At 26.9% G+C, this 12,550-nt stretch carries 12 protein-coding genes and 1 tRNA gene; 6 read left to right on the top strand and 7 right to left on the bottom strand.

Annotated features, from left to right (window positions below; translation table 4 throughout):
* The first annotated feature begins 5 nt into the window (after positions 1 to 5).
* Positions 6 to 413 (top strand): restriction endonuclease subunit S, encoded by a 408-nt coding sequence (locus tag VBM90_RS01580; protein ID WP_323176628.1) that lies wholly within the window; start codon positions 6 to 8, stop codon positions 411 to 413.
* Positions 413 to 877 carry a restriction endonuclease subunit S gene (locus VBM90_RS01575; RefSeq protein WP_323176627.1) on the top strand — a complete coding sequence of 155 codons (465 nt, stop codon included), beginning with the start codon at positions 413 to 415 and terminating at the stop codon, positions 875 to 877. The genes VBM90_RS01580 and VBM90_RS01575 overlap by 1 nt, the downstream gene beginning before the upstream one ends.
* On the opposite strand, the gene VBM90_RS01570 is transcribed toward VBM90_RS01575, so the two are convergent.
* The 3 genes from VBM90_RS01570 to VBM90_RS01560 all read right to left on the bottom strand — a co-directional run bounded on the left by VBM90_RS01570 (position 846) and on the right by VBM90_RS01560 (position 3,109).
* Positions 846 to 2,324 (bottom strand): class I SAM-dependent DNA methyltransferase, encoded by a 1,479-nt coding sequence (locus tag VBM90_RS01570; protein WP_323176626.1) that lies wholly within the window; start codon positions 2,322 to 2,324, stop codon positions 846 to 848. The two genes, VBM90_RS01575 and VBM90_RS01570, sit on opposite strands and share 32 nt — an antisense overlap.
* A 264-nt stretch (positions 2,325 to 2,588) precedes the next feature.
* A complete protein-coding gene (locus VBM90_RS01565; RefSeq protein WP_323176625.1) occupies positions 2,589 to 2,891 on the bottom strand; it encodes a hypothetical protein in 303 nt (100 codons plus the stop codon).
* Positions 2,852 to 3,109 (bottom strand): hypothetical protein, encoded by a 258-nt coding sequence (locus tag VBM90_RS01560; RefSeq protein WP_323176624.1) that lies wholly within the window; start codon positions 3,107 to 3,109, stop codon positions 2,852 to 2,854. The genes VBM90_RS01565 and VBM90_RS01560 overlap by 40 nt, the downstream gene beginning before the upstream one ends.
* Positions 3,110 to 3,544: 435 nt before the next feature.
* Between VBM90_RS01560 and VBM90_RS01555 the strand changes: the two genes are divergently transcribed.
* The 4 genes from VBM90_RS01555 (at position 3,545) to VBM90_RS01540 (ending at position 10,047) form a co-directional block, all read left to right on the top strand.
* Entirely contained in the window at positions 3,545 to 3,679 is a 135-nt protein-coding gene (locus tag VBM90_RS01555; protein WP_323176623.1) for a hypothetical protein, read from the top strand.
* Between the two features lie 1,021 nt (positions 3,680 to 4,700).
* On the top strand, positions 4,701 to 7,796 hold the full coding sequence (locus VBM90_RS01550; RefSeq protein WP_323176622.1) for a DUF262 domain-containing protein: 3,096 nt from the start codon (positions 4,701 to 4,703) through the stop codon (positions 7,794 to 7,796).
* Between the two features lie 108 nt (positions 7,797 to 7,904).
* The gene (locus tag VBM90_RS01545; protein WP_323176621.1) at positions 7,905 to 8,864 is read left to right on the top strand and encodes an alpha/beta fold hydrolase; all 960 of its coding nucleotides are present in this window, start codon (positions 7,905 to 7,907) and stop codon (positions 8,862 to 8,864) included.
* A gap of 145 nt (positions 8,865 to 9,009) precedes the next feature.
* Positions 9,010 to 10,047: an alpha/beta fold hydrolase gene (locus tag VBM90_RS01540; protein ID WP_323176620.1), complete on the top strand. Its 1,038-nt coding sequence runs from the start codon at positions 9,010 to 9,012 to the stop codon at positions 10,045 to 10,047.
* A gap of 533 nt (positions 10,048 to 10,580) precedes the next feature.
* Here VBM90_RS01540 and VBM90_RS01535 read toward each other — a convergent pair.
* From VBM90_RS01535 to ychF, 4 genes are all read right to left on the bottom strand, one after another.
* On the bottom strand, positions 10,581 to 10,943 hold the full coding sequence (locus tag VBM90_RS01535) for an IS3 family transposase (protein WP_323176619.1): 363 nt from the start codon (positions 10,941 to 10,943) through the stop codon (positions 10,581 to 10,583).
* Positions 10,900 to 11,163, bottom strand: coding sequence for a hypothetical protein (locus VBM90_RS01530; RefSeq protein ID WP_323176618.1), 264 nt, complete (start codon positions 11,161 to 11,163; stop codon positions 10,900 to 10,902). Before VBM90_RS01530 ends, VBM90_RS01535 begins: the two co-directional genes overlap by 44 nt.
* A 141-nt stretch (positions 11,164 to 11,304) precedes the next feature.
* A tRNA-Trp gene (locus tag VBM90_RS01525) sits at positions 11,305 to 11,378 on the bottom strand.
* Positions 11,379 to 11,415: 37 nt separating this feature from the next.
* On the bottom strand, positions 11,416 to 12,513 hold the full coding sequence (gene ychF / locus VBM90_RS01520) for a redox-regulated ATPase YchF (RefSeq protein ID WP_323176617.1): 1,098 nt from the start codon (positions 12,511 to 12,513) through the stop codon (positions 11,416 to 11,418).
* Between the last annotated feature and the right edge of the window lie 37 nt (positions 12,514 to 12,550).

Below are 12,550 nucleotides of genomic sequence, written 5' to 3'. Positions count from 1 at the left end.
TATTTATGAAACTAAAAGATATATTAACTATTAAATATGGCAAAAATCAAAATCAAGTCGAAGTTGATTATAGTGATATTCCAATTCTAGGCACTGGTGGCTTAATTGGTTATGCTTCTAAACCTATATATGACCACGAATCAGTATTAATCGGTAGAAAAGGCACTATTTCAAAGCCGTTTTATATCAGCAAACCGTTTTGAACAATTGATACTTTGTTTTATACAGAGATTAACGATAACATCGTTTTACCAAAGTATTTATTTTACAATCTTTCTACAATTGATTTTTCAAAATATTCTGAAGGTGCTGCGGTTCCTTCTTTAACAACTAAAACTTTGTATGAATTAAATATTCATATCCACTCTATGATTGAACAACAACACATAGTTAACATTGTGAGGTATTATTAATGATTGAATACAAACTTAAAGATCTTGTAGATTTTAAGGACTCTTTGAGAAGACCTTTATCAACTATGGAAAGAAAAAGAATTCAAGGAAACTATCCATACTATAGTGCAAACGGCATAATAGATTATATTAATGACTACTTATTTGAAGGAGAATATCTATTGTTGGCAGAAGATGGTACAGTCATTACTGACGATGGAAAACCTATAATTCATATGACAAATCACTACTCGAAATTTTGAGTAAGTAATCACTCTCATATTTTTAAAGCAAATAATCTTGTTCTAAATAAGTATCTATACTATTGCTTGAGTGCAACAAATATCGAAGGAATAGTAACTGGCGCTGTCCAACCGAAAATTACCCAAGGTAATCTTTTAAATCTTAAAATTCGAATTCATGATATGGATATGCAAAATCACATAATTAACACTATTTTAATTCTTCCATTAATATCTCTTTAATTTTATCTTCTAGTTCTTTACCCTCCTTCATTAATTCTAATAATTCAGCAGTAGTCTTTCTTAACTCTTCTTGAATTTCTTCAGGAGATAATTTGTTAGACTCATCTGCTCCGACGTATCTTCCAGGATTTAAAGAGAAATCTTTTTCTTCGATTTCTTCTAATGTAGCCTTCTTACAAAAACCTGGTATATCTATAAGAGTGCCTTCTCTAAAATCACGATAAGCTTTAACAACTTTGTCTACATCTTCTTGTTCAAGGACTTTTATTTTTCTTGAGATTAATTTCCCTAAGTTGCCTGCGTTTACAAATAAAACATCGGTGTTAGTTTTTCCTTTATTTAAGATTCAGCATTGAACTGAAATGGTAACATTTGAAAATAATTTATTAGGCAATGCTAGAATTGCTTCAACCTTACCTGATTCAATCATAGCTTTTCTAATTTTGTAATCATCTTTAGTATTACTTGTTGTAGCTCCATTCGGCATCAATATTGCCGCTTTACCATTAGGTGCTAATTTAGAATACATTAATGAAAGTCATGCATAGTTAGCATTCTTCATGTCCGGTTTACCAAACACCCATCTAGGATCACCTTCAAGAGATGGTTTTCAATAATCTTTTAAATTGTATGGTGGATTAGCGATGATGTAATTTGCTCTTAAAGACTTATGTAAATCATCTGTAAAAGAATCAGCACTTTTTTCACCTAAATTTCCTTCAAGTCCTCTAATAGCTAAATTCATTTTAGCCATTTTTCAAGTTCCAGGGTTTGATTCTTGACCATAAATCGAGATGTTGTCAACGTTGCCTTGATGTTCTTTAACAAACTTAGAACATTGAACAAACATACCACCACTTCCACAACATGGGTCAAAAACTTTCCCACTATAAGGTTCTAAAATATCAACCATTAATTCAACAACAGATTTTGGAGTGAAAAATTCTCCACCTTTTGTCGGTATATACTTAGCAAAAGCGCCTACATAATACTCATAAACTTGGCCGAAGAAATCACCATCAGCATCTTCCATATTTAAATTATTAGAGAAAAAGTCTACTAAGTCTCCTAAAGCAGATTTATCTAAATCACTCTTAGAATAAGTTTTAGGAAGAATTCCTTTTAGTTGATTATTGTGTTTCTCAAGTTCGATGAAGGCATCGTCAATTACTTGACCTAAATCACTTTGTTTAGAGTGACTTGCTATATTGGTTCATAAAGCATTTTCAGGTACTAAAAATACATGGTCTTGAATGTAATAGTCTTCATCTTTTTCTCTACCATCACCAACTTTTTTTAGCTCTTTATATTTAGCAATGTACTTATCACTAACATATTTTAAAAAGACTAAGCCCAATACAACATTTTTATAATCAGCAGGATCACATTTGTCTCTTAGTTTTTCTGCTGCTTTTCATAAAACATTTTCATCAATTATTTGTGACATACTTATCCTTAAATTCCTTCAATATTTTCAATTATTTGATTATAACATAATCAAAGCTTTTTATTACTCTATCACTATATTCTGCATGTTTTTGGGTTAAATTAGGTTCTAGATTACTACAACTAGATTGCTGAATTTTATAAGAACAAGAAAAATTAAACTAGGACAAGTCTTATAGACAATTTATAAAAAACTCAAATCATCTCAATATTGTTGAGGTGTTTTTCAATTTAACACAGATTGAAATCTTTCATTGTTATATCATTAAATGTAATCTTTGATAATGTTTTTGAGTTTATCAAAGTAAATTGTTTTGTAATTTGCAAACTTTAAACACTGAGATTTGATGTTTGAAAAGAAATATTCGACTTCCCTATTATCTAATGAATTTCCGACTCTACCCATAGATACAGTTCCATTGTTTTTTGCGACCACATCAAGATATTTAGATGATGAATATTGAAATCCGTGATCTGAATGAAGAATTCAAGGTTTTTTAAACTTGATATCTTTGATTTGTGAAATGACTAAATCTGTATCATTTCTTCTTGATAAGTTTCAATTCAAAATTTTGTTTGTTTTATGATGTATTGCAACGAAAGATAAACGTGATTTTCATCTATATCATTTGGTGCTTTTATATATGAAACATCTGTTGCAATAATATTATTTGTAATTCCATTGTAATCTCTATTTACAAAATCTTTAATTTTAACATTTGTAATCTTGATTTCTCTGACTTTACGTTTTGACCTAACTACACAAATTAGATTTAATTTGTTCATTATTCTTCCTAATGTTCTGTAATTTATGTCTATTTTATATACTTTTAGTATATAAATGCTCAATCTTCAGCGACCAAAACGACCTTTATTTTCATAAAAGCCTTTTTTGACAATTGAATGTAATTCTTCATTTTCAGACTTTTTAGAAACTTCTTTATCTAATTGCGAGATTTTCTTATAAAAAAAGACGTAATATAAACTAGGTCAAGAAAAGTAGACAGAAAATAAAAAACTGTCTACTTTTCTTGACCTAGTTTATCGATAGCAAATGGTTTTATTCTTGATGTTATAGGCAATATTAAAAGCTACAATGGCCCAACATATAAGAAATATGAAGAATATGATTATAATCTTAGTGAGTCAAACAAAGGTTTCTATGACCATGAAATTTCAATAAAAGAAATTGAGAATAAATATAAAAATTTGGTTACTATTTTGAATAATAAAACTGAAAATAAAGAAGATAAAGTTCTTCTTTTTGGAGTCGCTCCAGAATTAGGAAAAGAAAACATTAAACAAAGACTTAAAGAACTTGTTGCTTTATTACAAGACATATATTGCACTGAATAATATTAAATGAAAGAATGAATTCACATTTTTTATAGGTAAATTCGTTTTTTATTTTCTGTTAATTGTTTATTTTAATTCTAAGTTTCTAGGTTTGAATAACTGAATTAATGAATTATCAATAAATAAGTTTTCCCTATTTCAAAAATATTAATTGTGATGAAAACCATTAATTATAATCGCTAAGCTTTTTTATGTTTTGCGCAATGAATAGTCTTAAATCTTAATTGTAAATAACATTTTGTTAATAAATAAATTGCTTTTTTTAAGCTTCAGTTCTTGTCTAAAAGTATAATGTGAAAAAGCGACCTTTTGCTATTAATCTGATTAACAATGAATATTCTATATAAAAATAATTTATTTGTTTTACTTCCATATTTTTATAAAAATAAAATAAAAAAATAATATAATACTATTATGAAATTTGCAAGAGAATTAAATGTGTCAATCTTCAACTCCTTAAACTATATATATATATATAGAACGAAAGAAAGACTCGGTCTTTAGCAATAATTTCAATTGAATTTCACTTTTTTATTTTATTAATTCACGACTAAACTGGAACAAGTTGAGTGTTTTACATTCAGCTTTTTTGTCTATAACTTTTAAAATATGAATTCCAAGTTTTTAAGCTTTCGTAGATAAGAACACACAACATTAAAGTTTTTCATGAGTAAATATAAATAGAAAAATAACTTTAAAAATATAATTGGTTTTGATTTTGATATAAAAATAACACTTTTTTATACAACTATTTATAACTTATAACAGGCATAATACAAAAAATAAATACCAAATATAAATTTTTAATATAGATGTAAAAATTGATCATTAATTTTTAGATTATTAGATTCAAATTAAATAATACAAAAATGAAATTGAATACAAAAAACATTACCAAAACTTAATAGGCTTTTTGAGTGCACACTACAAACAACAAAAGTGAATATATCGGGAATAGTAATTGCTAAATATAAAAAATTATTCTTTTAATAATAATTAATTTAAGAATCAGGAGGAGACAATGAGTAATAAGAACAAAAATTTCTTAACAAGTGTTTGAACAATTAGCAAAGATATTCAAACTTATATAGAAGGAACTATATTAAATTGATTAAATCAAGAGACAATTCGTGAAGCAATTAAAACAGATAGCTTGTGTTATTTAACGCCAACACAAATTGTGTTTAATGGAGGCCACACCAAAGACTTTGTTTTTTATAAAAAAAATACAAAAACTGAAACAAAAAATGATAGAAACTCAAATAAAATAACTAATAAAACATATGAAGAAATAAAACAAGTGCTAGAGATTTGTCAAATTATACATATTGAAAATGATAATAATTTTGTCATGCATAATGATTTTAAAAAATATATTAAAAATTTTGTTAATGACAATTTGGAACACGATGCGCTAAGTAACTACTTAAATAACAAAACTTCAGATTACATATCTGAAAAGATACTTTCTATTTTAAATAAATATTTAGAAGGCATTGATTATTTTTACAAAAAAATCGGAAACAATATTTTGTCAATAACTAACTTAACTGAATTTTGGTCAAATAACGCTTTTACCGATAGTGAAAAAAAGATAATGAGAATTTCTGAACAAAATTGAATGAATAGTGTAATTTCAACAATGGCATATATCGCTAGCGAAGAAGATGAGAATAGAAGTAGTTTTGATTTGATAAAGACCTATATAAATACTAAAGTTGACGATTCAAAAAAACATTGAATTAAATTTTGCGATTTTTGTGCCATCAACAATAAAGAAAAATTCAAAGAAATTGTTGATAAATTCATAAAATCAACACAAATTCAATTATTAGATATTAAAAAAAATAAATTATATTATCCATACAAGGACAACTTAGAAAAACTAATTAGTGTAACATCAGAATTTAAAAGTATACCCGATGACCCAACAAGTAAGGAATATAAAGTGAGTGATGAAGAACCATTTGTGTCAAAAATTTGAAATTTGACCGCAATATTTGACTTTTCATTTGTGAAAAAAAGCATAGAAATTCCTTTATACCAAAGAAATTATTCATGAAATGATAATTTGGTTGAAACGCTTATCAATGATATTGAAACAACGTCACTTGATCAAAATGAATATCATTTATTGGGTTCAATTACATTCGCTCAAATTGATGATGATATTAAAATTGTTGATGGTCAACAAAGAATAATGACGTTAATCCTTACTGCTTATAGTCTTTATAAATTAATTCTTTATCACAATTTTTCTAATCATCAAGAAGAAATTATTAAAATGCCTTCTTTATTTAAACGAATGTTCCACGATAAACAAGGTTGAATGTCAAAAAACTGTTACAAAAATTCAGATTCTTATAAACATTTGCATATTTTACTATCAAGTGATATAGATGAAATAAAAAAATACTTCCCAGAGAGCATTCAAAACAAATTTTCGTACAAAATAAAACACAATTTAGACTATATTTGAACACTTTTAATAGATAAATTGAAGAACAAAAAAGAAAAAATAATTGCTTTTATTACAGCATTTTTTGAAAGAATTTGATTTGATGTTGTTTTTGTTCATAAAAAATATGAAGAAAAACTTTTTGAAAAAATGAATTTATTAAGCATGAAATTAACTAACATAGATTTAGTTAATTCATTGTTTGACGAACTTTGACGCACAAAATCAGAAGAGCTAGAAGAATTTAAAGATAAATTTTCAAATCATTTTTACAAGAAAGATAGTAAGACACAGAACAATTTTGCTGGAAATAAATTGGATAAAAAGAAAACAATTGATAGTAAACAATTTGAAGAAGATACTGACCTTATAGTTTTATTTGCACAGTTTGTTCAGTTAAGTGAAAGTTTATCTTGCACAATTGAGCCGAAGAAAAAGGATTACTATAGCTCTTACATTGTTTTAAAATCATACATAGAGGAACTATATAAAAAACATCATGATAACCAATCTGAAGCTTTGGCTGAAATTCGTAAGAAATTATTCAAATTTCAATTTATCTTAGCAAGGGATTATGATGATTTAGAGCAATTATTAATAAATAATTATCCTTTTGATGAAAACTATTCTGACAACAACAAAGAAATATTAAAATGTCTTTTCCCTTCTATTCTTCTTACAAATGTATGAGAAAATAGAATTTTCTTTTCACTTATTTACACAATTCTAAATAAATTCAAAATATTAGATTTGGATACAGATCTTACAAAACTAGCATTTTCAGAAATATTTACCAATGTTACTAAATGGCTTTTTGAAATTGAAAGATTCTGAGTGATTTGAAAAACAGGCAATTACAAAGGACAATCATTCAGCAAAACTGTAAGAGATTGGGCATCCAAGATATCAAGCTCACAAACAGAAGTAATTAATAACATAGAAGGTGATCAACAAAAAATAAACACATACTCAGAATTAAGAGAAGCAATGTTAAAATGAATTAATAATGATAAATCAACTGAAAGAATATTGAAAGAGTTTGAAGATGATTTAAATTATAAATTAACGAAACCTAAGAAAAAAGATAACTATTATAATGTGGCAATTTTTAGAAGGATAGAGTTATTTTTAAGCAATAATTTAAATAATTTTTTTAAATATACAAGAGGCTCTTCTAATACCGCGCTATACACAAATTGACTAGATTATTTCGCAAACAATACGACATGAGAACATTTTTATCCACAAAAAGCTAAAGATGATGATAGAAATAACGAGTTGGAGAGTGTTGAAGTTAAAGAATCGATTGGTAATGGAGTGATTGTTACTTCTTCTGATAATAAAGCCGCAAGCAATTCATCTTCTAAAGATAAAGCTGATTTGTTCAATAAAAAAGTAATGGGCAAAGGATATAAGGGACATCCAATTTCTTGGAATGAAGCTAATTCGGCCGGTTTAAAAAATCTAACAAAAGTTATAGAAGATATGATAGAAAAAGAAAATACTGATAATAATGATGAAAATCAACAAAGAATAAAGAAAGATAAAGATTCAAAATTTGAACTTTTTAAAGTTTCCGAAGATTGAGATAAAGGAAAAGTTGATCAAAGAAATAAAGAACTTCTTGCGTTGGTCAAGGATATCTACGCTGTTAAATAAAAATTCACGAAAAAGAATTAGCCTATTATACTGATGAATAGTTTCTTATCTATTTATCTATATTGAATATTTTGTCCCTTATCACTGTGAAAGGAATTGAGGAATTGAATGATTGAAGAAAAAATAAATTTTACTGAAGGCTATTTAGAACTTGACTCTAACACTAAAATGTGATACGGAATATATGGTAATCCGAAAAATAATCCTATTTTGATAGTGCATGGAGGACCAGGAGAGTCTTCAGAAATGTTTGAAAAAGAAATTTGAAATGTTAAGAAAAATAAATATATTTTTTTTGATCAAAGAGGTTGTGGAAAAAGTACACCATTATTAGAGTTGAAAAATAACAAAACCGATATCTTAGTTGAAGATATTGAAAAGCTTAGAAAGCACCTGAAACTTAATAAATTAAAAATCTACGGCGATGGGTGAGGAACAACCCTAACTTTAATGTATGCAATAAAATATCCTCAAAATGTTGCTAAAATGTTTCTTAGATCTGTGTTTTTAGCACGCCAAGAGGATATTGATTTTCTATTTGAGGGAAAGGGAGCTAATTGATTCTACCCTAAAGAATATGAAGAATTTACCGAAGCAGTAGCTAATTTCGATGGAAAAACTAATATTGAAAAGTATTATAAAGCTTTAACTAATAGAAAGCTTGATTATGAATATAGAAAAAAACTTGCTATTAATTTTTATAAATGAGAATTCATAAACATTCTGGCAATGGATTATGATAATCTAACTTCAGTTAATAAGTTTAAAATAAAAAATGAAGAAGAAGCTTATCAGTTAGCCCTTTTAGAAAGCTATTATTTCTACAATAAGTCATTTTTACCAAGCGACAACTACATTCTTGAAAATTCTAATAAATATAAACACATTCCAACTTATATAGCTCACGGACATCGCGATCTTGTGGCTCGTTATGTTGGCGCTTATTTATTGATTGAAAAACTTGATAATGTTAAAACTTGTTGTAATAAATATATATTAAATCATTCAGTTTGATTTATAGAAAATATGATAGATACAATTAAGTATTGCAAGCGCCTAAAAAAATAGAAACTAAATTAGTTGGTTATGTTTTAATTTACTTTTAATTCAATTTCACTTTAAGTCAGTTAACTTATTTTAACCATTAAATCTTATAAAGAAAAAGAGCTATCTACAAATTTGATAAATTAAATATATTTTAAAGGAGGAGAAATTGTTTTTTTCAAACAGCAACCAACATTTAGCATCATTAGCCAAACGTGTAATAGCAGCATCAGCAGCAAGAACCCAACATTATTTCAAACCCGACCGTAAAAATAAAATTTGGTATACTATATCTGGTAATCCAAAAGGTTTTCCTGTTTTAGTAATTCATGACGGACCAGGAAAATCATCTAACATGGATCCTGCGCTTCTCTTAAATCTTAATTTTTTTAAATTTATATTTTTTGATCAAAGAGGTTGTGGAAAAAGTACCCCTCATATAAACTTAAAAAATATAAAAAATAATACTACTGATCAAACGGTTGAAGACATAGAAAGGCTTAGAAAACACTTAAAACTTGATAAATTAATTATCTGAGGCGATGGGTGAGGCGCAACTTTGACCTTAATGTATGCAATCAAATATCCTCAAAATGTTGCTACAATGATTTTAAGATCTGTGTTTTTGGCGCGTCAAGAAGACATTGATTTCTTATATGAGGGGAAAGGAGCCAATTGATTTCGTCCAAAAGAATATAAAGAGTTTACTAATGCAGTAGCTAATTTCGATGGAAAAACTAATATTGAAAAGTATTATAAAGCTTTAACCAATAAAAAGCTCGACTATAAATTTAGAAAAAAGTTGGCTATTATTTTTTGTAAATGACAATTTACTATTTCTGAAAATAATACATATAGGCTTACAGTGCATTATTATAAACAAGTGATTTATCAATTAGCATTATTAAAGTGCCACTATTTTTATAATAAGTCATTTTTGCCTAACGATAACTACATTCTTGAAAATGTTGATAAATATAAACACATTCAAACATATATTGTTCATCCGCATTTGGATTTTGAGTGCCGTTTAATAGGAACTTATTTACTAGAAAAAAAACTAGAAAATGTAAAAAGATATTCCTATCATTATTCATCACATGACTTTATAGAGAATACAACAGACGCCAATACAAAAAAAGTTTTTGCAGAAATAGAAAACGAGCTTAAAAACGTCAAAAAATACAATAACTTATTTAGAAGGTAGTACACTTTTAAATTACTGTAATTTCTCATACATGGAAGAATTTATAAAGAAGATAAAAGAACATATCTAGTTGGGTTTTATGCATTCAATTATAATATTTAGCACTCAAACCAAAAATATAAAATAAAAACTTATAAATAGAATTTTTTTGTGTCAAAATTTTAAATTACATCAGTAGATGGTCGGTGACAATTATGTTCAATTATAAATTGTTTCTTTAAACTGTTTTGTCTTTTAATGTTGGTAATTAATTTTATAAGTCACAAATTATTCAACATTAATAGATTTAAACAATAAAAAAGGAATTTTCCTGTTTTATAGGCAAATTCATTTTTTATTTTCTATTAAATTAATTATTTAGTGTTAAATAAAACATCATAAATTTCATCATAACTTTTAATAGGAACAAATTCTAATGCTTCTCTAACTTCTTCACCTGAGTTTCCAAGTTAAAAAGGGCAAAAAACGAAAACACCTATAGATAATAAACTAAGACAAGTCTTATAGACAATTTATAAAAAACTCAAATCATCTTAATATTGTTGAGGTGTTTTTCAATTTAACACAGATTGAAATCTTTCATTGTTATATCATTCAATGTAATCTTTGATAATGTTTTTGAGTTTATTAAAGCAAATTGTTTTGTAATTTACAAAGTTTAAACACTCAGATTTGATGTTTGAAAAGAAATATTCAACTTCCCTATTATTTAATGAATTTCCGACTCTACCCATAGATACAGTTCCATTGTTTTTTGCGACTACATCAAGATATTTAGATGATGAATATTGAAATCCGTGATCTGAAAGAAGAATTCAAGGTTTTTTAAAATTGATATCCTTGATGTGTGAACTAACCAAATCTGTATCATTTCTTCTTGATAAGTTTCAATTCAAAATTTTGTTTGTTTTTATGATGTATCGCAACTGAAAGATAAACGCGATTTTCATTTATATCATTTGGTGCTTTTATATATGAAACATCTGTTGCAATAATATTATTTGCAATTCCATTGTAATCTCTATTTACAAAATCTTTAACTTTAACATTTGTAATCTTGATTTCTCTGACTTTACGTTTTGACCTAACTACAGAAATTAGATTTAATTTGTTCATTATTCTTCCTAATGTTCTGTAATTTATGTCTATTTTATAAAGTGAAAATAGCTAAAAATATTCTTAAATTTTTCTATTAAAATAAATATCAAAAATAAAAAAATCTGGTACCTCGAAAACACCAGAAAATTTATTTGAAATTGGCAGGGGTTAAAGGAATCGAACCCTTACTTTCAGTTTTGGAGACTGCAGCACTACCACTATACTAAACCCCCTCATATAATCATCACCTAAAATGATGATTTTTTATTATTATTTCCCGAATTTAAAGTGACAAACGTCACCATCTTTCATAATGTAGTTTTTACCTTCAGAACGCATTTTACCAGCGTTTTTAGCACCTAATTCACCATTGTGTTCGATGTAATCTTCGTATGCAATAACATCTGCTTTAATGAATTTTTTCTCAAAGTCTGTATGAATAATTCCGGCACATTTAGGAGCTGCTCAACCTTTATGATAAACTCAAGCTCTTGCTTCGATTTTACCTGCTGTAAAGTATGTTTCTAAATTAAGAAGATCAAATGATTCTCTTGTTAAAACATCTAGACCACTACGTTCTACACCATACATTGAGAGCATTTCATTTTTTTCTTCATCTGATAAATCAACTAACTCAGATTCTAATTGAACTGAAATTGGAATGATTTTTTCATTTGGTTTTAATGAATTTTTAAGCTCATTATAAAGTTTATCATCTTTGTAATTTGCATATTGTTCTGTACCTAAGTTAGCTACATAAATTATTGATTTTAATGTGAGCAAATGATAACCTTTAACAGCTTTTAATTCATTTTCATCAAGTTCAACATCACGAGCTGGTATTGATTGAAGCAATGCATCTTTAACTTTATTAGCAGCATTAAACTCAATTAAACCATCTTTATCACCTGATTTAGCTTTTTTAGTAACTCTGTTAATTACGTTGTTAATTGTTTCTAAGTCAGCTAACATTAACTCATAGTTAATAACATCTTTGTCTCTTACAGGATTTACTGAATTAGCTACGTGCAAGATGTTTTTGTCCTCAAAACATCTAACAACGTGAATAATTGCATCAACTTCTCTAATGTTTGATAAGAATTTATTTCCTAATCCTTCACCTTTTGATGCACCTTCAACAAGTCCGGCTATGTCAACAAAATCAAATGTAGCTCAAACAATTTTATCTGGTTTGATAATGTCTGCAATTTTTTGTAATCTTGGATCAATTAAAGGAACTGATGAAATGTTAGGTTCAATAGTTGTGAAAGCGTAGTTAGATGATTCAACTTGCTTTTTAGTAATCGCACTAAATAATGTACTTTTACCTACGTTCGGAAGACCTACAATACCTGCTTTTAGTGACATAAATAAACTCCTTTTTAATCAATAATTATGTTTTTAA

The organism is Mycoplasma sp. 2704 (assembly GCF_034863285.1).
In the GTDB taxonomy this organism is placed as follows: Bacteria; Bacillota_I; Bacilli_A; order Mycoplasmatales; family Metamycoplasmataceae; genus Mycoplasmopsis.
This window is presented reverse-complemented; position numbering and strand designations above follow the sequence as displayed.